22 protein-coding genes and 2 pseudogenes are annotated in these 24945 nt (G+C 60.7%); 21 read left to right on the plus strand and 3 right to left on the minus strand.

Annotation, left to right across the window (positions count from 1 at the left end):
* Window positions 1-11: 11 nt before the first annotated feature.
* Complete coding sequence (gene pip, locus KBY08_RS12355; protein WP_003414210.1) at window positions 12-983, minus strand: prolyl aminopeptidase; 972 nt, start codon at window positions 981-983, stop codon at window positions 12-14.
* Window positions 984-1263: 280 nt separating this feature from the next.
* On the opposite strand from pip, the gene KBY08_RS12360 reads away from it, so the two are divergent.
* The 7 genes and pseudogenes from KBY08_RS12360 to KBY08_RS12385 all read left to right on the plus strand — a co-directional run bounded on the left by KBY08_RS12360 (window position 1264) and on the right by KBY08_RS12385 (window position 8332).
* The gene (locus KBY08_RS12360) at window positions 1264-3714 is read left to right on the plus strand and encodes a glycogen/starch/alpha-glucan phosphorylase (protein WP_003403097.1); all 2451 of its coding nucleotides are present in this window, start codon (window positions 1264-1266) and stop codon (window positions 3712-3714) included.
* Window positions 3715-4022: 308 nt separating this feature from the next.
* Window positions 4023-4451: pseudogene (locus tag KBY08_RS26775) on the plus strand (DUF2339 domain-containing protein); the annotation flags it as partial.
* A pseudogene (locus tag KBY08_RS26780) lies at window positions 4451-4723 on the plus strand (DUF2339 domain-containing protein); the annotation flags it as partial. The pseudogenes KBY08_RS26775 and KBY08_RS26780, both read left to right, overlap by 1 nt.
* Before the next feature lie 26 nt (window positions 4724-4749).
* A complete protein-coding gene (locus tag KBY08_RS12370) occupies window positions 4750-6099 on the plus strand; it encodes a DUF3999 domain-containing protein (RefSeq protein WP_024659543.1) in 1350 nt (449 codons plus the stop codon).
* 134 nt (window positions 6100-6233) lie between these two features.
* Window positions 6234-7244, plus strand: a complete 1011-nt coding sequence (locus KBY08_RS12375) for a class 1 fructose-bisphosphatase (protein WP_003341445.1) — start codon at window positions 6234-6236, stop codon at window positions 7242-7244.
* Window positions 7245-7495: 251 nt separating this feature from the next.
* On the plus strand, window positions 7496-7750 hold the full coding sequence (bamE, locus tag KBY08_RS12380; RefSeq protein ID WP_003403102.1) for an outer membrane protein assembly factor BamE: 255 nt from the start codon (window positions 7496-7498) through the stop codon (window positions 7748-7750).
* A gap of 3 nt (window positions 7751-7753) precedes the next feature.
* On the plus strand, window positions 7754-8332 hold the full coding sequence (locus KBY08_RS12385) for a lipocalin family protein (RefSeq protein WP_024652659.1): 579 nt from the start codon (window positions 7754-7756) through the stop codon (window positions 8330-8332).
* Between the two features lie 180 nt (window positions 8333-8512).
* Here the strand turns inward: KBY08_RS12385 and KBY08_RS12390 are convergent, their stop codons facing one another.
* A complete protein-coding gene (locus tag KBY08_RS12390) occupies window positions 8513-9877 on the minus strand; it encodes a formimidoylglutamate deiminase (RefSeq protein ID WP_003403108.1) in 1365 nt (454 codons plus the stop codon).
* Between the two features lie 204 nt (window positions 9878-10081).
* Here KBY08_RS12390 and hutC point away from each other — a divergent pair, with 204 nt between their 5' ends.
* The 6 genes from hutC (at window position 10082) to KBY08_RS12420 (ending at window position 14623) form a co-directional block, all read left to right on the plus strand.
* The gene (gene hutC, locus KBY08_RS12395; protein WP_161420743.1) at window positions 10082-10792 is read left to right on the plus strand and encodes a histidine utilization repressor; all 711 of its coding nucleotides are present in this window, start codon (window positions 10082-10084) and stop codon (window positions 10790-10792) included.
* Window positions 10789-11385: a HutD family protein gene (locus KBY08_RS12400; protein WP_024640805.1), complete on the plus strand. Its 597-nt coding sequence runs from the start codon at window positions 10789-10791 to the stop codon at window positions 11383-11385. Before hutC ends, KBY08_RS12400 begins: the two co-directional genes overlap by 4 nt.
* Before the next feature lie 49 nt (window positions 11386-11434).
* A complete protein-coding gene (gene nhaA, locus KBY08_RS12405) occupies window positions 11435-12610 on the plus strand; it encodes a Na+/H+ antiporter NhaA (RefSeq protein ID WP_032655501.1) in 1176 nt (391 codons plus the stop codon).
* A gap of 105 nt (window positions 12611-12715) precedes the next feature.
* Complete coding sequence (locus KBY08_RS12410; RefSeq protein WP_024661050.1) at window positions 12716-13249, plus strand: DUF3455 domain-containing protein; 534 nt, start codon at window positions 12716-12718, stop codon at window positions 13247-13249.
* 103 nt (window positions 13250-13352) lie between these two features.
* Window positions 13353-13919 carry a sigma-70 family RNA polymerase sigma factor gene (locus tag KBY08_RS12415; protein ID WP_011266351.1) on the plus strand — a complete coding sequence of 189 codons (567 nt, stop codon included), beginning with the start codon at window positions 13353-13355 and terminating at the stop codon, window positions 13917-13919.
* Window positions 13916-14623, plus strand: a complete 708-nt coding sequence (locus KBY08_RS12420) for an anti-sigma factor domain-containing protein (RefSeq protein ID WP_011266350.1) — start codon at window positions 13916-13918, stop codon at window positions 14621-14623. Before KBY08_RS12415 ends, KBY08_RS12420 begins: the two co-directional genes overlap by 4 nt.
* A gap of 12 nt (window positions 14624-14635) precedes the next feature.
* On the opposite strand, the gene epsC is transcribed toward KBY08_RS12420, so the two are convergent.
* Window positions 14636-15589 carry a serine O-acetyltransferase EpsC gene (gene epsC, locus KBY08_RS12425; RefSeq protein WP_003414200.1) on the minus strand — a complete coding sequence of 318 codons (954 nt, stop codon included), beginning with the start codon at window positions 15587-15589 and terminating at the stop codon, window positions 14636-14638.
* A gap of 197 nt (window positions 15590-15786) precedes the next feature.
* Between epsC and KBY08_RS12430 the strand changes: the two genes are divergently transcribed.
* The 8 genes from KBY08_RS12430 (at window position 15787) to KBY08_RS12465 (ending at window position 24810) form a co-directional block, all read left to right on the plus strand.
* Complete coding sequence (locus KBY08_RS12430; RefSeq protein ID WP_111522130.1) at window positions 15787-16785, plus strand: D-cysteine desulfhydrase; 999 nt, start codon at window positions 15787-15789, stop codon at window positions 16783-16785.
* Between the two features lie 219 nt (window positions 16786-17004).
* Entirely contained in the window at window positions 17005-17802 is a 798-nt protein-coding gene (gene tcyJ / locus KBY08_RS12435; RefSeq protein ID WP_024661048.1) for a cystine ABC transporter substrate-binding protein, read from the plus strand.
* Window positions 17799-18467, plus strand: a complete 669-nt coding sequence (tcyL, locus tag KBY08_RS12440; protein WP_003403129.1) for a cystine ABC transporter permease — start codon at window positions 17799-17801, stop codon at window positions 18465-18467. Before tcyJ ends, tcyL begins: the two co-directional genes overlap by 4 nt.
* Before the next feature lie 3 nt (window positions 18468-18470).
* Window positions 18471-19214, plus strand: coding sequence for an L-cystine ABC transporter ATP-binding protein TcyN (tcyN, locus tag KBY08_RS12445; protein WP_024639247.1), 744 nt, complete (start codon window positions 18471-18473; stop codon window positions 19212-19214).
* Window positions 19215-19791: 577 nt separating this feature from the next.
* On the plus strand, window positions 19792-20511 hold the full coding sequence (locus KBY08_RS12450; RefSeq protein WP_003403135.1) for a hypothetical protein: 720 nt from the start codon (window positions 19792-19794) through the stop codon (window positions 20509-20511).
* A 537-nt stretch (window positions 20512-21048) separates the two neighbouring features.
* Entirely contained in the window at window positions 21049-22221 is a 1173-nt protein-coding gene (locus KBY08_RS12455; RefSeq protein WP_024661047.1) for an SfnB family sulfur acquisition oxidoreductase, read from the plus strand.
* Window positions 22222-22246: 25 nt separating this feature from the next.
* On the plus strand, window positions 22247-23452 hold the full coding sequence (locus KBY08_RS12460) for an SfnB family sulfur acquisition oxidoreductase (RefSeq protein WP_024640800.1): 1206 nt from the start codon (window positions 22247-22249) through the stop codon (window positions 23450-23452).
* On the plus strand, window positions 23452-24810 hold the full coding sequence (locus KBY08_RS12465; protein WP_024640799.1) for an LLM class flavin-dependent oxidoreductase: 1359 nt from the start codon (window positions 23452-23454) through the stop codon (window positions 24808-24810). The genes KBY08_RS12460 and KBY08_RS12465 overlap by 1 nt, the downstream gene beginning before the upstream one ends.
* The last annotated feature ends 135 nt before the right edge of the window (window positions 24811-24945 follow it).

Genomic DNA, 24945 nt, shown 5'->3' on the forward strand with positions numbered 1-24945 from the left:
CCGGACTGCTGTCACGCCTCTTCGGGCGGCAGGTCGAGCAGATTGCGCGCCACTTCTGCGGCAGCACGCACCAGCGCGTCGGCGATACCCGGCTCGGCTGCCGAATGCCCGGCCTCGCGAATCACCTGCAGTTCACTGCCAGGCCAGTTCTGGTGCAGCTCCCACGCATTGTCCAGCGGACAGATGACATCGTAACGACCGTGGACAATGATTGCCGGCAGGTGCGCGATCTTCGGCATGTCGCGAATCAGCTGGTTGTCTTCCAGAAAGGCGTTGTTCATGAAGTAGTGACATTCGATGCGCGCGATGGACAACGCACGGTGCGGCTCGGCAAAGCGATCGACCACTTGCGGATTGGGCCGCAGGGTTGCGCAGCGCCCTTCCCAGGTCGACCAGGCCTTGGCAGCGTGCATCTGGGCGATCTGGTCCGGACCGGTGAGTCGCTTGTGGAAGGCAGCCAGAATGTTGTCACGCTCGTCCAGCGGGATCGGCGCGACATAATCCTGCCAATAGTCCGGAAACAGACGGCTGGCGCCGGCCTGATAGAACCAGTCGATTTCCTGCTGACGGGCAAGGAATACGCCACGCAGGATCATCGCGTGCACGCGGTCGGGATGGGTCTGTGCATAGGCCAGAGCGAGGGTCGAACCCCACGAACCGCCGAACAACACCCATTTGTCGATCCCGAGGTGCTCGCGAATCGCTTCAAGGTCTTCCACCAGTTTCCAGGTGGTGTTGTTTTCAAGGCTGGCATGCGGTGTGGAACGACCGCAGCCGCGCTGGTCGAACGTGACAATGCGGTACAGGTTGGGATCAAAGTAGCAGCGGCTGTGCGCATCGCATCCCGAACCCGGGCCGCCGTGGATAAACACCACCGGCAAGCCTTCTGGCGAGCCACTTTCATCGACGTAAAGCACATGCGGTTGTTCCACGGCCAGATCGTGCCGGGCGTAGGGTTTGATCTGCGGGTACAAAGTCTGCATAAGTGCTCCATAAGTCCAGTTCAGAGGCTTCTATTATTCTGCCGTGGGGCATCATAAACCCGAAACGAAGAATCAGCATGCTGCACGTCATTGATCAGGATGGAACGAACGATGCAAGCGTTTTGCCAATTTCAACGGTGCGCGAACCAGAGCTGTCGCGCTGGGTCGAAGCGAGAGCTATGCCATGAATTATTTCGCTTTTTTTCAGGAAATAATTGACGACACGCCTACAGTCTAAGAATCCCGTTTTTCATTCGTCAGACTACTTGAGGTTTTACCGATGTCTCAGGAACCACTTGTTCGTGACGCTGATGTGGCCGCTTTTCGCGCCGCTGTGCTCGCCAAACTCACCTATTCGGTGGGCAAGGACCCCGACCATGCGTTTGAGCATGACTGGTTTGAAGCTGTTGCCCTTGCCGCCCGCGACCATATGGTCGAACACTGGATGGACCATACGCGGCAGATCTATCGCAAGGTTCAGAAACGCGTTTACTACCTGTCTCTCGAATTCCTGATAGGCAGGCTGCTGTACGACAGCCTGAGTAACCTGGGCCTGCTCGAAGTCGCTCGCGAGGCCTTGACCGAGCTGGGTGTGGACATCGAACGTATCCGCCTGCTTGAACCGGATGCGGCACTGGGCAACGGCGGCCTGGGTCGTCTGGCCGCGTGCTTCATGGAAAGCATGTCGACCCTGGGCATCGCGGGTCATGGTTACGGCATTCGTTACGAGCACGGCCTGTTTCGTCAGGGCATCGTCGATGGCTGGCAGCAGGAACAGACCGAGAACTGGCTGGACTTCGGTAACCCATGGGAATTCGAACGCCCTGAGGTGGTGTACTCCATCGGCTTCGGCGGCAGTGTCGACACCGTCCCGACCGAAGCGGGCGATTCGCGTCAGGTATGGCGTCCGGGCGAGACCGTTCGGGCCATCGCCTATGACACCCCGGTGGTGGGCTGGCGCGGCAAGAGCGTCAACACCCTGCGCCTGTGGCGCGCCCGTGCGGTAGAAGACCTGCACCTGGAACGCTTCAACGCCGGTGATCACTTCGGCGCCGTAGCCGAAGTGGTGCGCGCCGAAAGCATTTCCCGCGTGCTTTACCCGAACGATGCGACCGAAGCCGGTCAGGAACTGCGTCTGCGTCAGGAATACTTTTTCGTTTCCGCGTCTCTGCAGGACTTGCTGCGCCGCCATCTGAACCAGCACGCCACACTGACGGATCTGTCCGAGCACGCGGCGATTCAGATGAACGACACGCACCCCTCGATCGCCGTGGCCGAGCTGATGCGTCAGTTGATCGACAACCACAACATCCCGTGGGACACCGCGTGGAAAATCACCGTCGGCACCCTCGGCTACACCAACCACACTCTGTTGCCTGAAGCACTGGAGACCTGGTCGGTCGGTCTGATGGAGCGGATGCTGCCGCGCCACATGCAGATCATCTACCTGATCAACGCGCAGCACATCGACACACTGCGCGCCAAGGGTGTCGACGACGTCAACGTGCTGCGCGCGGTATCGCTGATCGAAGAAGACAACGGTCGTCGGGTACGCATGGGCAACCTGGCCTTCCTCGGCTCGCACAGCGTCAACGGCGTTTCGGCGCTGCACACCCAACTGATGCGCAAGACCGTATTCGCCGAGCTGCACAAGATCTATCCGGAGCGGATCAACAACAAGACCAACGGCATCACCTTCCGCCGCTGGCTGTTCCAGGCCAACCCGAAACTGACCGAGATGCTTGTCGAGTCGCTCGGCGAGGATGTTCTGGACAACGCCGAGACGCGCCTCAAAGAGCTCGAGCCGTTCGCCGAGAAGTCGTCGTTCCGCAAGCAGATGGCCGATCAACGCCTGCACAGCAAGCGTGCGCTGGCCGCGATCATTCATGAACGCCTGGGCATTGCCGTCAACCCTGCCGCGATGTTCGACGTTCAGGTCAAGCGGATCCACGAGTACAAGCGCCAGTTGCTGAACCTGTTCCACACCGTCGCCCTGTATCAGGCCATTCGGGCCGAGCCGGGGACCGATTGGGTGCCACGGGTGAAGATCTTCGCCGGCAAGGCGGCGGCCAGCTATCACTCGGCCAAACTGATCATCAAGCTGACCAACGACATCGCGCGGACCGTGAACAACGATCCGACCGTACGCGGTCTGCTGAAAGTGGTGTTCATGCCCAACTACAACGTCAGCCTGGCGGAGAGCATCATTCCGGCGGCCGACCTGTCCGAGCAGATATCCACCGCAGGCCTGGAAGCGTCCGGGACCAGCAACATGAAGTTCGGCCTCAACGGCGCACTGACCATCGGTACGCTGGACGGTGCCAATGTGGAAATGAGCGAGCAGGTCGGGCTGGAGCACATGTTCATCTTCGGCATGTCTTCGCAACAGGTCGAAGCCCGCAAGCAGGCAGGTGAGTTCAGCGCGCATGACGACGTGGCCGCTTCCGGACGCTTGAACGATGTGCTGCAGGCGATCCGTGGCGGCGTGTTCTCGCCGGATGACCCGAACCGTTATGTGGGCCTGATCGATCAGTTGCTGGCGTATGACCGCTTCCTGGTCTGCGCTGACTTCGACTCGTACTGGGCGGCCCAGGCCAAGGTCGAAGAGCGCTGGCACGACTCCAAGGAATGGTGGCGCTCGGCGGTCCTCAACACCGCACGCATGGGCTGGTTCTCCTCGGACCGGACCATCCGCGAGTACGCCGGAGACATCTGGAAGGCGCTGGAGTGACGTCATAGCCTGAACAGCCTCACAGGCTCTGTGGGAGCGAGCTTGCTCGCGAAGAGGCCGGTACTGCCTCGGAAAGAAGGCGCTGGAAACAGCGCCTTCTCAAGCAATGCGGACCACAACCCCGGTCACACCCACACTGATCTGTGTTCTGCCTGTTACTCAGAATTCCACCAGACTTCGCGCAGGTGTCGGCACTTGCGCGTTACATAACCAGCCCTGTGTACCGCTCAAAACATTACAAGCGATGTCCGACGGCCCCTATATACTGCGCCTGATGAACCTTCACACACCGAAAAGGATATCGTCGCGTGCTTTGGATTTGTCTGGTGGTGGGCGGCACGGCACTAGGCTACTCGCTGAGTTATGACGAGTGGGCAGGTGCGCTGATTGGCGCAGTCATGGGCTGGGCCGTATGGGCCGGCATTCGCGTGCGCCTGCTTGACAGGCAATCCGCCGATCAGCTGCAGCAACTGCTCGCAACCCGTGAATCCCTCGATGTCCTTCAGCAGCGCCTGAGCGCACTTGAACGTCAGTCCGCGCCCGGCGTGCCGCCTGCGCAGGACCCTGCACCGCTTCCACTCGATGCGATCATTATCGAAGCACCCACCGACGGTCCCGAGCTGATCTGGGATCTCCCGGACGAGCAGCCACAGGCAGCAACGCCAGTCGAGCCCGCCCCACAGAGCCTCCAGCCAGCCACGACAGCAAAAGCCAATCCGCTGGACAGCGCGATCAGCTGATGGCACTGGCCTTGACGATCGGCGGTCACATGCGCTCAAACCGCCAGCTGTCGCTGGGCGGCGCAGCGTTGATCGGAGTGGTGGTGATCAAGCTGTTCTTCGTCGAGCTGAGCAATCGCGGCGGCATGGAGCGCATCGTATCGTTCATCGGTGTTGGTATTTTGCTATTGGTGGTGGGATATTTCGCACCGTTACCGCCGAAACACTCTGTCACAGAGGTCGGTGAAGAACCCGGCCCAGGCTCGACTGCCGCACCGGAAACGCTATGAGGAAACCGTTCTTGAGTCATCCTGCCATGAAGATCGCCGTGCTTGGCCTGGCCTTGTGCACGGCGATAACCGCCCTCGCCCAGGACAAACCGGCGGACTTTGCCAGCCAGACGCCGCTGAGCCTGAGCGGCCAAGGGCCGTGGTATCGCATCGAGTTGCCGCTTGCCGTCCAGCTGAATGCCCGGCAGACCGATCTGAGCGATGTACGCGTGTTCAATGCCGAGGGCCAGCCGCAGGCTTATTCGATCAGGCCGCGCCAGCCCGCCCCCGAACAGGAGCCGACGCCGATCGAGGTCAACTGGTTTGCCCTGTACAGCACACAGGAGGCAGGCGACACCGCACCGGTCATCCGTATCGAGCGCTCCAGCAACGGCAGCGTGATCGAGGTGCAGCCACAAAGCGATATCGAAGCGGGCGAAGAAGTGCTGCGCGGCTGGCTGCTGGACACCAGCGCAATCAAGGCGCCACTGGAACAGCTGGTTATCGACTGGAGCACCGAGCGTGAGGGCTTCCAGAATTTCAGCATCGAAGCCAGTGATGACCTGCAACACTGGCGCAACTGGGGCGAGGGCCAGGTTGCACGGCTGTCGTTTGCCGACGAAGTGGTCGAACAGCGCGAAGTCGGCCTGCCCGGCCAGAGCGCCCGCTATCTGCGCCTGCTGTGGCGGTCCCCGCACAGTGCGCCGCTGCTGATCTCTGCGCACCTGCTGAGTGCCAGCAGCGGCACGCCGGCCTCGCCACTGACCTGGTCGCCACCGGTCCAAGGCAGCGTCGAAAGCCCCAACGAGTATGTCTGGCAACTGCCGACCGGCTTGCCGATAGGCCGCGTCAAGATCGACATTGCCCAGCCCAACAGCCTGGCACCGGCGACGCTCTACGGCCGGCTCGATGCCGGACAGCCCTGGCAGCCGATCAGCAGCGGCCTGCTGTATCGCTTGTCGCAGAACAACAGCGACGTCTTGCAGGACCAGCTGCAATTGTCCGGACGCATCGTTCAACAGCTCAAGCTGGTGGTGGATGATCGCGGCGGCGGGCTGGGCAGCGAAGCGCCGCAGTTGAGTGTGGCTGTGCCTGCCACAGAGGTGGTGTTCCTGGCGCGCGGTGACGGACCATTCACCCTGGCAATCGGTAATCCGAGCGTCAAGGCTGCCAACCTGTCGCTGGCCACGCTGATTCCTGACCTGAGCGCGGAAAAGCTCGCGACTCTCGGCACAGCGAGCCCGGCCACGGCAACCAAGGCCAACATGGCCGCAGCGCCGATCGCCGTGCCACAAGGTACTGACTTCAAACGCCTGGGGCTTTGGGCCGTACTGCTGCTTGGCGTGGTGTTTCTGGGCTGGATGGCGTTCAGCACGCTGCGCGCTGCAAAACGCTGAAACAGGCGGCCTGTCAGGCGTGCTTCGCCTGACATCTGAACTGAAACAGTCTTAAGCCAGTCTCATAGCAGTATTACGTCGCCACTCGCGTTAAACTGCGCAGGTTTTCATACCCCCTATTTTCGGAGCTATCCATGTCCCGCGTCACACTAAGTCGTTACTTGATTGAGCAGACTCGCAGCAACAACACCCCTGCCGATCTGCGCTTCCTGATCGAAGTTGTGGCGCGCGCATGCAAGGAAATCAGCCACGCCGTCTCCAAAGGCGCGCTGGGCGGCGTACTGGGCAGCATGGGCACCGAAAACGTGCAGGGCGAAGTGCAGAAAAAGCTCGATGTGATCTCCAACGAGATTCTGCTCGAAGCCAACGAATGGGGCGGTCACCTGGCCGGCATGGCGTCCGAAGAAATGGACAACGCCTACCAGATCCCGGGCAAATACCCGAAGGGTGCCTACCTGCTGGTTTTCGACCCGCTGGACGGCTCGTCGAACATCGACATCAACGCACCGGTCGGCACCATTTTCTCGGTACTGCGCTGCCCGAACGAATACCTGAGCCAGAACGAAGCGCTGAATGAAAAGGCCTTCCTGCAGCCAGGCACCGAACAGGTCGCCGCCGGCTACGCCATCTACGGCCCGCAAACCATGCTGGTCCTGACCCTGGGCGATGGCGTGAAAGGCTTCACCCTGGACCGTGAAATGGGCAGCTTCGTGCTGACCCACGAAGACATCACCATCCCGGAGTCCACTCAGGAGTTCGCGGTCAACATGTCCAACCAGCGCCACTGGGAAGCCCCGGTACAGCGCTACGTGAGCGAGCTGCTGGCCGGTGAAGACGGTCCGCTGAAAAAGAACTACAACATGCGCTGGGTCGCGGCGATGGTGGCCGACGTGCACCGTATCCTGACCCGTGGCGGCCTGTTCATGTACCCGCGCGACAGCCGCGAGCCTTCCAAGCCGGGCAAGCTGCGCCTGATGTACGAAGCCAACCCGATGTCCTTTCTGGTCGAACAGGCTGGCGGCGCGTCCACTGATGGCCATCAGCGCATTCTCGACATTCAGCCTGAAGGCCTGCACCAGCGCGTAGCGGTGTACCTGGGTTCCAAGGAAGAAGTCGAGCGCGCCACCGCGTATCACAAGGCGTAAGACGTCTTCTGCAGCGCTGGTGATCGGGCCATGCCCGATCACCAGCGCGTGAGCCGATTCTTGAAAAAACCAGCAGTCCGCCCTTCTGTCAGCCCCTTCTGCGGGCCGACTATCTGATCCACGGCATAAATCCTTGCGCCGTCCGGGAACCAGATTCCGTTTTTCTCTTCTAAGCTTGCGGTACTGCGCCAGCGCCAGACTGCACCGGCTTGCACTGCGACGCGACCCCCTTCCGTTCAGGAGCTACATCCATGTCCTTGCGTTCTGTCGCGTTACTCTCGTTCTGCGTCCTGCTGGCTGCCTGCAGCAAGATCACTCAGGAAAACTATTCCAAACTGTCCGCTGGCATGCCCAAGGCACAAGTCGAGTCCTTGCTCGGCAGCCCGACGGAATGTTCCGGTGCGCTGGGCATGTCGAGCTGCACCTGGGGCGACCAGAACACCTTTATCAGCGTGCAGTACGCAGCGGACAAGGTTGTGCTGTTCTCGGGCCAGGGTCTGAAATAACACATGATCAAGGTACTGGTACGTTTTGGAATTTGTGTCATGGCCAGCTTCCTGGCCATCGGTTTTGCCCACTCGGCTGACAACCTCGAGCCAAAGACTGTCGACAGCGTCGACCTCAAGCAGTACCAGGGCACCTGGTACGAGATCGCCCGTCTGCCGATGTTCTTCCAGCGCAAGTGCGCTCAGTCCGAGGCGCGTTATACGCTCAAGGATGACGGCAACATCGCGGTGACCAACCGCTGCCGCACGATTGAAGGCACGTGGGAAGAAGCAACGGGCACCGCCTCGCCGCAGGTTCCGGGCAAGACCGACAAGCTGTGGGTTGTGTTCGACAACTGGTTCTCGCGCCTGCTGCCGAGCGTTGCCAAGGGTGATTACTGGATTCTGGACGTCAGCGAAGGCTACCGCACCGCCGTGGTCGGCAACCCGGATCGCAAATACCTGTGGCTGTTGTCGCGTACACCGACCGTGTCTGCCTCGGTCAGGGAAGACATGCTCAGCAAGGCCCGCCAGCAAGGCTACGACACCTCACGCCTGATCTGGCGCGAGGATGACTCGAAGATTGGCAAGGGCGAGAAGTAACCGAATTGGGATTCTGGCTAAGCCCGGTAGGAGCGAACTTGTTCGCGAAGACGGTCGTTCGAACGATAAATTTCAGAACGCTTTCCGCCCCCTTCGCGAACAAGTTCGCTCCCACGGCCTTCGGCCAGAATCAGAAGCGGACTCGTGAATAACGCCGAGTGCTCTGCGTCCTCCCTTGCATCAGCCCAGCAGCGCCCTCAACACCTGCGCGAACTCGCGGTTGCTTTGTTCTTCTGCGGCGTGTCGCCCTTCGCGTATGACCCATCGCCCATTGACCGCCACGTCGCGGATCTGCCGGTCGCTGCCGGCGAACAGCCAGCGGTTGAGGATGGCGTCGTCCGAGGCCGTGGCAATGTACGGGTCGTTGCCATCGAGCACCAGCCAGTCGGCACGGTGACCCACTTGCAGCGTTCCAATCTGCTGCCCCAACGCCTGCGCGCCACCGGCAAGTGCAGCGTCGTATAACGTGCGGCCAACCATGGGTTGATCGCTGCGATACAGCCGGTTACGGCGCTGATCGCGCAGACGCTGGCCGTATTCCAGCCAGCGCAGTTCTTCGACCACGCTGAGCGAGACGTGACTGTCCGAACCGATCCCCCAGCGACCGCCCTGAGCAATGTAGTCCACCGCCGGAAAGATCCCGTCACCCAGGTTGGCCTCGGTGGTCAGGCATAGCCCGGCCACCGCGCCGCTTTGCGCCATCAAAGCCACTTCATCCGCCTCGGCATGAGTCGCATGGACCAGGCACCAGCGGTTATCCACAGGGGCGTTTTCATACAGCCATTGCAACGGACGTCGACCACTCCAGCTCAGGCAGTCATCGACTTCCTTCTGCTGTTCCGCGATATGAATGTGCACCGGACACTGCCGGTCGCTGGCCGCCAGCACCTCGCTTATCTGCTGCGGCGTCACCGCACGCAGCGAGTGGAAGCATAGCCCCGGCTGCTGGGCAGGCTGAGCTGCCAGAACCGGACGCAGACGAGCCTGCAGATCCAGATAGCTGTCGGTGCTGTGGATAAAACGCCGCTGGCCCTCGTTGGGAGCCTGCCCGCCAAAGCCGGAATGGCTGTACAGCACCGGCAGCAAGGTCAGGCCGATACCGACCGAAGCGGCCGCCTGGCTGATCTGCAGCGCGAGCTCGGCAGGGTCGGCATAGGGCTTGCCATCGCTGTCCTGATGCACGTAATGAAATTCGGCAACCGAGGTGTAGCCGCCCTTGAGCATCTCGATGTACAGCTGGCGAGCGATAACGCCCAGTTGCTGCGGGCTGATGCGCCCCACCAGGCGATACATGAGGTCGCGCCAGGTCCAGAAACTGTCATTGGGGTTGCCCGCCACTTCCGCCAGCCCGGCCATGGCACGCTGGAACGCGTGGGAATGCAGGTTCGGCATGCCAGGCAGCAAAGGCCCGCTGACCTTCTCGGCGCCCTGCTGATCAGCATTGGCTTCGACGCGGGTCAAAATACCGTCCTGACCGACCTCCAGACGCACATTGCGGGCCCAGCCGTCGGGGAGTAACGCGCGCTCGGCAAAGAAGGCTGACATTGACTTCACACCTCATCACTGTAATTTGTATATACATATACAGACGTTTAAGCGACCGGTAAACCTTCTGCATGCTTGCCGAGCAGCAGGTTAATGGTTAGCGTGAGCGCTTTGCAGCGTCTGAACGCACTCGAAAACACTGTCTCGAACAACAAGGACTCCCACGTGTCGACTCCGCCCGCCGCTTCTTCCCTGGCAGCCCAGATGGGCGAAAGTCCCGCACCCTTGTACGCCCGCGTGAAACAGATGATCGCCTTGCAGATCCAGAACGGCACCTGGCCGCCGCACCATCGTGTGCCGTCGGAAAGCGAGCTGGTGACGCAACTGGGTTTCAGCCGCATGACCATAAACCGGGCACTGCGCGAGCTGACCGCCGAGGGCCTGCTGGTGCGCATGCAGGGCGTCGGCACCTTTGTCGCCGAGCCCAAGAGCCAGTCGGCGCTGTTCGAAGTGCACAACATTGCCGACGAGATCGCCGCACGCGGTCATCGCCACACCTGCAAGGTCATGGTCCTCAAGGAGGAAGCCGCTGGCTCCGAACGCGCCCTGGCGCTGGACATGCGCGAAGGCCAGCGGGTCTTCCACTCGCTGATCGTGCATTACGAGAACGACATTCCGGTGCAGATCGAGGACCGCTTCGTGAACGCCCAGGTCGCTCCGGACTACCTCCGGCAGGACTTCACCCTGCAGACGCCTTACGCCTACCTGTCGCAGGTTGCGCCACTCACCGAAGGCGAGCACGTGGTCGAGGCGATTCTCGCCGAAGCCGATGAATGCAGGCTGTTGCAGATTGAGGCCGGAGAACCCTGCCTGCTGATTCGCCGCCGTACCTGGTCAGGTCGTCAGCCGGTCACCGCTGCGCGCCTGATCCATCCCGGCTCCCGCCATCGCCTGGAAGGACGCTTTACCAAATGAGCCAGACCCGCATTTTGCGCGCCGCAGACTACCCGCGCATGCCGTGGAAGAACGGCGGAGGCAGCACTGAAGAGATCGCTCGCGACGCAGGCCAGGACCTGGACGGTTTCGGCTGGCGGCTGTCGATTGCCGACATCGAAACCTCGGGCGGTTTTTCGGTGTTCGCCGGTTATCAGCGCATCATCACCGTCCTGCAGGGCGCGGGCATGACGCTGGACGTGGATGGCCTCAGCAGTCGCCCGCTGCTGCCATCGGACCCGTTTGCATTCAGCGGTGACAGTCAGGTCAATTGCACCTTGCTGGACGGGCCGATTCGCGATTTCAACCTGATCTACGCCCCACACCGCTACACTGCACGCTTGCACTGGATAGACGTGCGTCACCCGCAACGCCTGTTCAGTTCAGCCAGTACTCTGGTGCTGTTCAGCATGGCCGAGCAAGTGGCGATCAGCGTCGACAGTCAGCCGTGGGAAATCCTCGGCAAACACGACTGCGCTCAGGTGGACAACGCTGGCGGTCTGCTTGAACTCGAACTGCAATCACCGCGCGCCAGCCGTTGCTGCCTGATCGAGCTCACCGCCACAGGCCAGTAAGCGCCTGTCTGCACACCTTATAAAAACAGCTTTGCGTTCAAGGACGACCATGACTCAAGTTCCGAACCGGGAAACGCCGAGAGGCATTGCCATCCTCGCCCGCTTCCTCGCCTCCGAATCGGCCGGCGGCATCGTGTTGATGGCGGCTGCGCTGGCGGCCTTGATCGTTGCCAACTCGCCGCTTTCTGCCGGCTATTTCTCGATCCTGCACAGCGTCTGGCTGGGCCTCTCGGTCGAGCTGTGGATCAACGACGGACTGATGGCGATCTTCTTCCTGATGGTCGGCCTGGAGATCAAGCGTGAAGTCCTCGCCGGTGGTCTGGCGAGCTGGGGGCAACGTGCCCTGCCCGGCTTTGCGGCGGCCGGCGGCATGCTGGTGCCGGCGCTGATCTACATCGCGATCAATTGGGGTAATCCGCAGACCCTGAGCGGCTGGGCGATCCCGGCAGCCACCGACATCGCCTTCGCCCTCGGCGTGCTGTCGCTGCTCGGCAATCGGGTGCCGACCTCGCTGAAGGTCTTTCTGGCCGCACTTGCGATCCTCGACGATCTGGGCGCCGTGACCATCATCGCCTTCTTTTACAGCTCCGGTCTGAACCTGCCGATGCTGGCCGCCGCCTTCGTGACACTGGCGGTGCTGATCGTCATGAACCGTTTGAACGTGCGTCGTTTGCTGCCCTATCTGCTGCTTGGCGCGCTGCTGTGGTTTTTCGTCCTGCAATCGGGCGTACACGCCACGCTGGCCGGTGTCGCCCTGGCGTTGTGCATCCCGATGGGCAAGCCCGAGGAAGAAGCCCGCTCGCCACTGCTGTTCCTCGAAGAAAAGATGCACTACTGGGTGGCCTTCGCCGTGGTGCCGATCTTTGGTTTTGCCAACGCTGGCGTGTCGCTGGCTGGCATTACTCTGGGCAATCTGGTCGATCCTGTGCCGCTGGGCGTTGCGCTGGGGCTGTTCGTGGGCAAGCAGATCGGCGTGTTTCTCGCCGCCGTGCTGGCCATCCGCGCCGGGCTGGCGGTATTGCCGGAAGGCAGCAACTGGGTGCAACTGTACGGCGTGGCGATTCTGTGCGGCATCGGTTTCACCATGAGCCTGTTCATCGGCAACCTGGCGTTCCCCGGCTCGCAACACCTGATCGACGAGGTGAAGGTCGGCGTACTGATCGGCTCGGGGCTGGCCGCAATTGCCGGAATTGTGTTGCTGCGCAGCCGTTTCAGCAGGCCCTGAAAAAATATTTTCAAATCACTGCATCCAGACGGGTTTCTCGCGGGTAGTACATTCAGCAGCCACTTCGAGTTGCTGAGCGCGGTTAAACCTTCTGGAGATTTCTGCATGAACGCAAAACGCTTGCTCTGCCTTGCTGGTACTACTCTGGCCTTCACTTGCCTGTCGTCCGTTGCCATGGCTCAGACCGACCTCCCCGAAAGCGTCCGTGTGCCGGCTGGCAACAAGGTCGGCATGCAAACCACCGGGGTTGGCGAGATCACCTACGAGTGCCGCGCCAAGGCCAACATGCCCAACGAAATGGAGTGGGCGTTCGTCGGCCCCAAAGCAGTGCTCAACGACAAGAGCGGCAAACAGGTCGGCACCTACTACGGCCCGCCTGCTACCTGGGAAGCCAAAGACGGTTCCAAAGTAACCGGTACCCAAGTCGCCGTGGCCCCTTCGAGCGCTGGCAACCTGCCGTACCAACTGGTCAAGGCCAACCCGGCCGAAGGCAAGGGCGCAATGACCGGCGTCACCTACATTCAGCGTGTAGCCCTGAAAGGCGGCGTTGCCCCGGCCAAAGCCTGCGCAGAGAGCAACAAGGGCGCGAAGGAAGTGGTCAAGTATCAGGCTGATTACCTGTTCTGGACTGCCGGCTGATCAATGCGCTTAATCAGGTGACCGTGCAACAGTAGGCTATGCTGCTGCGCGGGAGCCTCGTGATGTCAACGAGGCAGTAGTCTTCCATTGATGGCGGATCATCTTGTCTTCGCACGAATCTCTCTTTGATTACGAAGCGACGTTGCAGGCCTGCGCTCGCGGTGAAAAACAGGCCTTGCAGCGTCTCTATCAACAGGAAAGCGCCCGACTGCTCGGTGTCGCTCAGCGCTTGGTGCGTGACCGCGCACTGGCCGAGGACATCGTGCATGACGCGTTCCTGAAAATCTGGTCCCACGCGGCCAGCTTCGATGCCTCGCGTGGTTCGGCACGTGGCTGGATCTTCAGCGTGACTCGCCACCTGGCGCTCAACACGTTGCGCAACACGACTCGCGAGGTGCGTGTCGAAGACGACGGCAGTGAAGATCATCATGAACAGGCGACACTGGAAGGCTGGCAGGAAATCGGCGATGCCTTCGATTGGCAGGTCAATCCAGGACGGATCACGTCATGCCTGGAGCAACTGGAGCCGGTAAGACGCAACTGTATTTTTCACGCTTACGTAGACGGTTATTCGCATCAGGAAATCGCGCAGAAAATTGGCGCGCCATTGGGTACGGTCAAAGCCTGGATCAAGCGCAGCCTGACGGCTTTGCGGGAGTGCATGGGATGACCCGGCCTTTAGACGACAACATTCACGAGCTGGCTGGCGAGTATGTACTCGGCACCCTCTCGGGGCAGAAGCGGCTCGACGTACAGCGTCGCCTGTCGCGCGAGCCCGACCTGCGGGCCGCCGTCGATGCCTGGGAACAGCGTCTGCAGCCCCTGACCGGACTGGCCGAACCGGTAACGCCCTCGCCTGGCCTGTGGGATCGCATCGAACGTAACCTGCTGGACATGGCCGCGCCTGCCAGCACGCCGCAACGACCGCGCGTGCGCTGGTGGGACAACCTGTCGATCTGGCGCGGCCTCGCCGGGGCCGGCCTGGCTGCTTCGCTGGTATTGGGCATGACGCTGCTGACCCGCGCACCGGCGCAACCGTCGTATCTGGTGGTTCTCGTAGGGCCGCAGGACAAGGCGCCTGGCTGGGTCGTGCAGGCCAGTAATTCGCAGGAAATACAGCTTATCCCGCTGGGCGTGTTCGAGGTTCCGACCGACAAGGCACTGGAGTTCTGGACCAAGGGTGACGACTGGCAAGGCCCGGTTTCGCTTGGGCTGGTCAAACCGGGGCAAAGCCTGCATGTGCCGCTGGATAAACTGCCGCCGCTGCAACCCAACCAGTTGTTCGAGCTGACACTGGAGAAATCCACCGGCTCGCCCATCGGCAAACCCACCGGGCCGATTCAGTTCATCGGCCGGGCGGTGAAGGTGATCTGACGCGAAAGCAGCCTACTTGCGGCTGCAGTCGTCCTGTTGCAGCAGGTTGGCCTGGGTCAGGTTGCAGTCTGCCGGTACGCTGCGCGTCAGCCAGACATTGCCGCCGATGGTCGAACCTTTGCCGATGGTGATGCGCCCCAGAATCGTCGCGCCAGCGTAGATCACCACGTCGTCTTCAACGATCGGATGCCGTGCATGGCCTTTCTGCAACTGGCCGTCCTCGTCTGAGGGGAAGCGCTTGGCGCCCAGGGTCACGGCCTGATAGATCCGCACCCGCTCGCCGATGATCGCGGTTTCGCCAATCACCACGCCTGTCCCGTGATCGATAAAGAAGCTCGGGCCGATCTGCGCGCCCGGATGAATATCGATACCGGTCGCAGAATGGGCGATTTCCGAGCTGATACGCGCCAGCAACGGCAAACCGGCGCGATACAGATAATGCGCCAGACGATGGTGGATCACCGCCAGAATGCCGGGATAGCACAGCAGCACTTCATCGACACTGCGCGCCGCTGGGTCACCGTGATAGGCAGCCAGCACGTCGGTGTCCAGCAACAGACGAATACCCGGCAGGGCCATGGCGAAACCCTGAATCAGCTCGAGCGCCCGCGCATCGATGCTCTTCAGGTCACCGCCCTGCTGATGGGCCACGTAGCGCAATTCAAGCCGGGCCTGAGCCAGCAGCGCGTTGAGCGCCACATCCAGCGTATGGCCGACATAGAAGTCCTCGCTTTCCTCACGCAGGTCCACAGGGCCCAGGCGCATCGGGAACAGAGCACCGCTCAAGGCTTCAAGAATCTCGCCCATGGCCGCACGCGAAGGCAGCTCACGTCCACCGTGTTCACCGCTCACCCGCCTGTTGCGAGCCCGCCAGTCTTCACGCGCGCCACGCAACTGGCTGACGATGCGCTGCAACTGCCAGTGGCTGGAGCGGCCGTCGGCGGACGCTTCTGGAATATCGCTCACGCTTGACTCTCCTTGATGTGAAGGGTGGCGACCGACAGTACGGGCCGCTGCTGTTACCACTCTACGGCAAACATTCAGACGAAAAAAACAACAATTTCTGTCGGAATACGCGAAGAGCGCCGTGCGCACAGATAAGTTGCCGTGCGAGAAACGTCTGCCTATAGTCCGGTGACTCTTTACACGGCTTATCGACCACCATGATCAAAAATCAGCTTGCCCGCTTCAATCGCCTGGACCTGATCAGCGCGCCAACGGCTCTGGAAAAGCTCGAGCGCCTGTCGATCTGGGCAGATCGTGATATCTACATCAAGCGGGATGACACCACAACGCTGGCCCTGGGCGGCAACAAAGTGCGCAAACTCGAGTACCTGGCCGCCGATGCGCTGGCCCAGGGTGCCGATACACTGATCACCGCCGGTGCCATCCAGTCCAACCATGTCCGTCAGACCGCTGCCCTGGCCGCGCGTCTGGGCCTTGGCTGTGTGGCGCTGCTGGAAAATCCCATCGGCACCGAAGACCCCAGCTACCTGAAAAACGGCAATCGCCTGCTGCTCGAACTGTTCGATGCCAAGGTAGAACTGGTGGAATACCTCGACAACGCTGACGAACAACTGCATGCCCTGGCTGCACGCCTGCGCTCCAGCGGCAAAAAGCCTTATCTGGTCCCCATCGGAGGCTCAAGCCCGGTGGGTGCGCTGGGTTATGTGCGCGCCGGGCTGGAACTGGCCGAGCAGATCAAGCAGACCGGCACCGAGTTTGCGGCTGTCGTTCTGGCCTCCGGCAGTGCCGGCACGCACAGCGGCCTGGCGTTGGCACTGGCTCACGAGCTGCCGCAATTGCCGGTCATCGGTGTGACCGTGTCGCGCAGTGAAGAAGCACAGCTGCCCAAGGTCCAGGGCCTGGCCGAGCGCACCGCAGAGTTGCTCGGCGTTGCGCTGCCTGAACACTTCAAGGTCGAACTGTGGGATGAGTATTTCGCCCCGCGATACGGTGAACCGAACGCCGGTACGCTGTCAGCCATCAAGCTGGTGGCCAGCCACGAAGGACTGTTGCTTGACCCGGTCTACACCGGCAAGGCCATGTCCGGTCTGCTCGATGGCATCGGCCGTCAACGCTTCAACGACGGCCCGCTGATCTTCCTGCACACCGGCGGTGCGCCAGCGCTGTTTGCCTATCCGGATGCGTTCGACCAGTGACGTTCTAGCCAACGGGTCCTTTATGCTTTTGTGGAGGGGAAATAACTTTTTTTGTTATTTTTCCTCATAAGCAGATGGCTATATAGTCGCGCCCGGCAGAGCACAACGCTTAACCTTACACCTGACCTAACTGCCTGAAAAAAGCTGAATAATCAGCACGAAGTTGCTTGAGTCGGGTCAGAAAATGGCCAGACACTTCCATACCAACCAGGGGCTCGCATGAACATTTCCGCTATTCGTCGTACGTTTCTTTTTTCGGCAATGGGCTTGATGCTCAGTGCCGGTATCGCCGGGCAAGCCATGGCTGGCGAGCAACTGCAGAAAATCAAGGACAGCGGTACGCTCAATGTCGGCCTGGAAGGCACTTACCCACCGTTCAGCTTTGTGGATGAGAGCGGCAAGCTCACCGGCTTCGAAGTCGAGTTTTCCGAAGCGCTGGCCAAGGAACTGGGTGTCAAGGCCAAGATCCAGCCGTCGAAGTGGGATGGCATCCTGGCCGCTCTGGACTCCAAGCGTCTGGACGTGGTGATCAACCAGGTGACCATCTCCGACGAGCGCAAGAAGAAGTACGACTTCTCCGAGCCCTACACCGTGTCCGGCATTCAGGCGCTGGTTCTGAAGAAGAACGCAGACACCATCAAGTCTGCCAAAGACCTGAGCGGCAAGAAGGTGGGCGTGGGTCTGGGCACCAACTACGAGGAATGGCTCAAGGCGAACGTTCCGGACGCAATCGTCAAAACCTATGACGATGACCCGAGCAAGATCCAGGACCTGAGCGTAGGTCGTATCGATGCGATCCTCGTTGACCGTCTGGCCGCCCTGGAAATGGCTGCCAAGACAAAAAACAAACTCGTCCCGGCAGGCGAAGCATTTTCCCGCCAGGCATCGGGTATTGCCCTGCGTAAAGGCGAGCCTGAATTGCTGGCGGCCATCGACAAGGCCATCGACAAACTGCGTGCCGACGGCACGCTGAAGAAGCTGTCGGAAAAGTACTTCAACGCTGACGTCACCCAATGATTGAAGAGAGCCTTCAGCTCGCGCTGGACTCCGCGCCCTTCCTGCTCAAGGGCGCGTACTACACGGTATTCCTCAGTCTTGGCGGGATGTTTTTCGGTTTGCTGCTGGGCTTCGGCCTGGCATTGATGCGCCTTTCGCGCATCAAACCGGTGAACTGGATAGCCCGCATCTACGTGTCGTTCTTTCGCGGCACGCCCTTGCTGGTGCAGCTGTTCGTGATTTATTACGGCCTGCCGGAGCTGGGTATCCAGCTTGAGCCGCTGAGCGCTGCACTGATCGGTTTTTCCCTGAATATGGCCGCCTACGCCTGTGAAATCCTGCGCGCGGCCATCAGTTCCGTGGAGCGCGGCCAGTGGGAGGCCGCGGCCAGTATCGGCATGACCCGCTGGCAGACCATGCGTCGGGCGATCCTCCCGCAGGCCGCACGCACCGCATTGCCGCCGCTGGGCAACAGCTTCATCTCGCTGGTCAAGGACACGGCGCTGGCAGCCACCATCCAGGTGCCAGAGCTGTTCCGTCAGGCGCAGTTGATCACCGCACGCACCTTCGAAATTTTCACCATGTACCTGGCCGCTGCACTGATCTACTGGATCCTTGCCACGGCGCTCTCGCACCTGCAAAACAAGCTGGAAGCCAGGGTCAACCGGCACGATCTGGAGACCTGACACATGATAGTGGTTGAAAAACTCACCAAGGCATTCAAGGGCAATCAGGTGCTCAAGGGCATCGATCTGCGTATCGAAGCCGGGGAAGTCGTGGCCATCATCGGGCCCAGCGGCTCGGGCAAGACCACCCTGCTGCGCTGCCTGAATCTGCTTGAAACGCCTGACAGCGGGAGGATCAAGGTCGGTGACATCGAGATCGATGGCACCCGTTCCATGAACCAGCAACAGGGTTTGATCCGCCAGTTGCGTCAGCAGGTCGGGTTCGTCTTTCAGAACTTCAATCTGTTTCCGCATCGCACCGCTCTGGAAAATGTCATCGAAGGCCCGGTGGTGGTCAAGAAGGTGGCCCGTGAAGCCGCCGAGGCGCTGGGCAGAAAGCTGCTCGCCAAGGTCGGCCTGAGCGGCAAGGAAGACGCTTACCCGCGACGCCTGTCCGGCGGGCAGCAACAGCGTGTGGCGATTGCACGGGCGCTGGCGATGGAGCCGCAAGTGATCCTGTTCGACGAGCCGACCTCGGCCCTGGACCCGGAGCTGGTCGGTGAGGTGCTGACGACCATCCGCGCTCTGGCTGAAGAGAAGCGCACCATGGTCATCGTCACTCACGAGATGAGCTTTGCGCGGGAGGTTGCCAACCGGGTGATCTTCATCGACAAGGGAGTGATCGTGGAGCAAGGCGAAGCCAAAGCGCTGTTCGCCAACCCGAAAGAAGAACGCACAAGGCAGTTTCTCGAGCGTACCCGCTCCTGATCAGGACGATCAGCCTGCGCAAAAAGCAGCGTCCATTCAGCGGCGCTGCTTTTTTCTTACATTTCTGGAAGGATTAATCGTTCAATATCCTTGCTGAATTCCCGCGTAATTTTCCGAAAAATCATCGAAATAATAAAATTAGCGTACGCCCGTTTTGCGCCTGGATTCGTAGCCGGCTGCGCCGCTGTGTGCCCGTCTTGCCAGACTTTCCCTTCCGTGCGTTGTCCTGTCGGTTACGGCCTGCTGCCATTGATACTTTGTGGTAGGACGGTTGTTTAGTGAGGAGTCAACGGTTCCAAACATACAGCGTAGGAAGTCTCCGGTTTTCAAGTAAACAACCCTCAAATGCACTTCGCACATTGACAAGTGCCCGCAAAGCCCATTAGCTCACTGACTTCACTCATTCCAGTGAGACCGCAAAGTTTCAAGCACGCATTTCATACCGTTTGTAATGTTTGCCATAACTTGGATATTTAAGGTACTTATCCCCCTGCCTGAACCGCACATTTTATTACTTGAACATGACAACTTATGACGAATCTTTACTTGAACTATTGATTATCAGGAGCACCCCGACATGAGTCAAAACACTTGCAAAGCCAGCCCTATGAGCTTGCCGATCCCTGCTGTTCCGCTGGCCAGCCGACATGGCATAGGCGTGAGGAACGCCTCTCAACTCGTCGTTCATGTGGACCCCTACGGCAGCATGGAAGAGGGCGATCTGATCGAACTGTTTTGGGACGGCTGTTACGTCGCGTCAACAATTTTGAAGGCATCTGACGTCGGCAAGCCTGTCGTCCTACGTGTGCCGGAAAGCTTTCTGCAGAATGGCAAGGCGAGAACCTACTACCGGGTCATGAAGATCGGCGGAGTGCCCGTCACCTCGCCCTGCCGCAAGCTATGGGTCAAGCTGGACGCCCCGGGAGGGCTGCTGGTCAGCGCCAGCACGGAAGAAAACCAGGGGCTGGCGCCGCTCTATGTTGCGCCATCGGTCATACGCCACGGCCTGTCGCGCAGACACCTGGAAGGCGGCTTGCCGATGACCATCGAGCCTTATCTGAACATGGCTGTTCACGACGAGATCACCATACGTTGGGGCGATCTGCGCATGGACCTGCCGCCGCTCACCGCCGACGATATCGGTGAGCCGGTCGATTTGGTTGTACCGCCTGAGTTGATACGCGAAGGCGGAGACGAGCAACGGCTGGAAGTGAGTTACTGTGTGATCGACCGGGTAGGCAACAACTCGCTCTGGGCACCACCCCGTATAATAAGGATCCAACCGCTGGGGCATTGAATGCCTGAGGACGGCACGTCGAACACACCGCTTCGCTAACGATACTGCTTGATAGACAGCACCGCACGGATCACTCTAAAAACGAAGCGTTATTCATTCACGCTCATTACCTGTATTAAACATTGGCCAGGCGTGTAAGAAAGTTCAACGTCGCTCAGGCATCCGCCGTGTTTCATCCGTACTTGGTTCTGCGCAGGCGTCTTACATCTTGCGTGACGCAAGGTGAGTACACGAACGGGCAGTGGCAATTGACAATAACTGTCTATGCTTATTCCAAAAAGCACGTTTTAAAAACTTTTATACACGCTTAGGGTATATACACCGGACCACCGGACATCGTGATGTTTTCCAGCCGCACCTGATGCGGCCTACTGCTACGAGGTTCCGATGGTCCCTTTCACAACTACCCCTGTGGATAAACCCAGGGTCGTATCGATTGACGGTGAGCGACGCGAGTCTGATCCGGCGACGGTAGCGGCCCACAGCGTCGAGGCTCCACAAGAGCCTGACGTTGCCCCCCGCCTGCTGAAGGCCAGCGTGTTGCAAAACGACGCGCAAGCCATTGCAGCAGCCCATGAACTGGCCGCGGCCGCGCAGGTCAACGCCGCCAATCGCGACAGACAACGCGCCTTGCCATGGGCTGAAATCGAACAGTTCACCCGTAGCGGACTGGGCAGTATTTCCATCCCGCGCGCGTACGGCGGCCCGCAAGTATCGTTCGTCACGGTAGCCGAAGTTTTCAGGATCATTTCTGCTGCCGATCCGGCACTGGGACAAATTCCGCAAAACCAGTTCGGCATTCTGCACCTGCTGCAGAGCAGCGCCACCGAGCAGCAGAAGAAAGCGCTGTTCCAGAGCGTGCTGGACGGTTGGCGCATCGGCAATGCAGGCCCTGAGCGTGGCACCAAAAACACCCTGGAACTCAAGGCGCGGATCACCGCCAATGGCGACCGCCTTGCCATTACCGGACAGAAGTTCTATTCCACCGGCGCGCTGTTCGCGCATTGGGTCGCAGTCAAGGCGCTGGATGATCAAGGCCGGCAGATCATGGCCTTCATCGAGCGCGGCACACCGGGCCTGCGCATCGTTGATGACTGGTCGGGCTTTGGCCAGCGCACAACCGCCAGCGGCACGGTGCTGCTCGACAACGTGCCGGTGGACGCCGGGCTGGTGGTCGATAACTGGCGCCTGTCCCTGACGCCGAACATTCAGGGCGCCGTTTCGCAACTGATCCAGGCCGCAATCGACGCGGGTATTGCGCGCGGCGCCATCGACGATGCGATTGCCTTTGTACGCGAGAAATCCCGCCCGTGGGTCGACGCCAATGTCGAGCGCGCCAGCGATGACCTCTACGTGATTGCCGACATCGGCAAGCTGAAACTCGAACTGCACGCGGCAGAAGCGCTGCTGCGCGAGGCGGGTCAGGAGCTCGACGAGATCAGCGCTGCCCCCATCGATGAGCACTCGGCAGCCCGCGCCTCCATCGCGGTCGCGCGGGCCAAGGTACTGACTACCGAAATCTCGCTGCTGGCCAGCGAGAAGCTGTTCGAACTGGCCGGCAGCCGCGCGACCCTGGCCGAGTTCAATCTCGACCGCCACTGGCGCAACGCGCGCGTCCACACCCTGCATGACCCGGTGCGCTGGAAATACCACGCGGTCGGCACCTGGCATTTGAACGGCACCCTGCCTGCTCGCCATTCCTGGATCTGAACCAGACCACTGGAGAAACCCCTTCATGAGTTCCAACCCAAAAGCGCGCGATAACGCAGCGCTGATCACCAGTGACGCTCAGGCCCTGCATATAGCCCGCGAACTGGCCCTGCAATTGAAAACCGACAGCGCGCAACGCGATCGCGAGCGCCGTTTGCCGCATGCCGAACTCGACCTGTTCAGCCAGTCCGGTCTGTGGGGCATCAGTGTGCCGCAAGCGTTCGGCGGCGCAGGTGTTTCCAATGTCACCCTGGCCAAGGTGATCCAGCTGATTTCCGAAGCCGATGGCTCGCTGGGTCAGATTCCACAAAACCATTTTTACGCTCTGGAAGTGCTGCGTGTGAACGGCAGTCCGCAGCAACAGGCGCGCTTGTACGCCGAGGCACTGGCGGGCTTACGCTTCGGCAATGCGCTGGCCGAACTGGGGACCAGAACCGCACATGACCGCACCACTCGCCTGAGCCGCGACGGGGACGGTTATCGCATCAACGGCCGCAAGTTCTACGCCACCGGCGCGCTGTATGCGCAACGTATCCCCACCTCGGTGATTGACGATGAAGGTGTGCAGCAACTGGTGTTCGTGCCGCACGACAGCGAGGGGCTGAGCGTCATCGACGACTGGAGCGGTTTCGGGCAGCGCACCACCGGCAGTGGCTCGGTGGTGTTCGACAATGTGTATGTCAGCGCCAACGATGTGGTGCCGTTCCAGAGCGCCTTCCAGCGCCCTACCACGGTCGGGCCGCTGGCGCAGATTCTCCACGCTGCGATCGACACCGGCATTGCCCGAGCGGCCTTCGAGGACGCCCTGACGTTCGTGCAGACGCGTACCCGGCCATGGATCGATTCGGGCATCGAAAAGGCCGTGGACGACCCGCTGACCCTGCACAGCTTCGGCAAGCTGGGTATTCGCCTGCATGCCGCCGAAGCACTGCTCGAGCGCGCCGGGGAATTTCTGGATGTCGCTCAGGCCGACAGCAATGCCGAGACCGTCGCCGCCGCCTCGATAGCCGTGGCCGAAGCGCGCGCCATCAGCACGGAGATTTCCCTGGCAGCCGGCAGCACGCTGTTCGAGCTGGCGGGCAGTCAATCCACACTGGCGGAACACGGCCTGGATCGCCACTGGCGCAATGCGCGCGTGCATACGCTGCATGACCCGGTGCGCTGGAAGTTTCACGCCATCGGCAATTACTACCTCAATGAGACTAACCCGCCCCTGCGGGGAACGATCTGATGGCGCGTAAAAAGATCCTCCTCAATGCGTTCAACATGAACTGCATCGGCCATATCAACCATGGCCTGTGGACCCATCCACGCGACACCTCGACGCAATTCAACAGCCTGGAATACTGGACTGAGCTGGCAAAACTGCTGGAACGCGGGCTGTTCGACGGCCTGTTCATCGCCGACATCGTGGGCGTGTATGACGTCTATCAGAACTCGGTGGACGTCACCCTCAAGGAGGCGATCCAGTTACCGGTCAACGACCCGCTGCTGCTGGTCTCGGCCATGGCCGGGGTCACCAGACACCTGGGCTTCGGCCTGACCGCCAACCTGACCTACGACGCGCCCTATCTGTTCGCCAGGCGCATGTCGACACTGGATCACCTGAGCCGTGGCCGGGTGGGCTGGAACATCGTCACCGGTTACCTCGACAGCGCAGCGCGGGCCATGGGCCTCAGCGAGCAGAACGAACATGACCGCCGTTACGATCAGGCCGACGAGTACCTGGAGGTGCTTTACAAGCTCTGGGAAGGCAGCTGGGAAGACGATGCCGTGATCAACGACCGCGAGCAACGCGTCTACGCCCAGCCAGGCAAGGTCCACAAGGTCCGGCATCAGGGCGAGTTCTATCAGGTCGAGGGTTATCACCTCTGCGAACCGTCGCCGCAACGCACGCCGGTGCTGTTTCAGGCTGGCAGCTCGGAGCGCGGCCTGCAGTTTGCCGGACAGAACGCCGAGTGCGTGTTCATCAGCGGGCAGAACAAGGCCGCGACCCGCGAGCAGGTCGACAAGGTGCGCGCCAGTGCCGTGCAGGCCGGGCGCAACCCGGAGGACATCAAGGTGTTCATGGGCCTGAACGTGATCGTCGCCGCCACTGAAGCACTGGCTCGGGAGAAACACGCCGAATACCGCCGCCATGCCAGCGCCGAAGCTGGCGTGGCGCACTTCGCCGCATCTACGGGCATCGATTTTTCTCAGTACGAACTGGACGAACCCATTCAGTACGTGAAAAACAACGCCATTCAGTCCGCGACCAAAAACCTGAAAAACAACGACTGGACGCGCCAGAAACTGCTCGACCAGCACGCCTTGGGCGGCCGTTACATCACCTTGATCGGCTCGCCCGAACAGGTCGCCGACGAGCTGGAATCGTGGATCGAGGAAACCGGCCTGGACGGCTTCAACCTGACCCGCATCGTCACCCCGGAAAGTTACGAGGACTTCATTGATCTGGTGATCCCGGAGCTGCAACGCCGTGGGTCTTACAAGACTGCTTACCAGGAGGGCAGCTTGCGCAAAAAACTGTTTCCGCAAGGCACCGACCGTTTACCGCAACGGCATGCGGGGGCGGCACACCGACATATTTGATGAAGACATGCGCCCCACGCCGAAGCGCTTGGCGTTGTACACAGGCTTTGTGGGAGCGATGCGCTGCGGGGGCGGCACACCGGCGTATCTGATGACGACATGCGCCCCAACGCTGAAGCGCTTGGCGTTGTACAC

It is taken from the genome of Pseudomonas sp. P135 (assembly GCF_020312125.1).
Classification (GTDB): Bacteria; Pseudomonadota; Gammaproteobacteria; order Pseudomonadales; family Pseudomonadaceae; genus Aquipseudomonas; species Aquipseudomonas fragariae.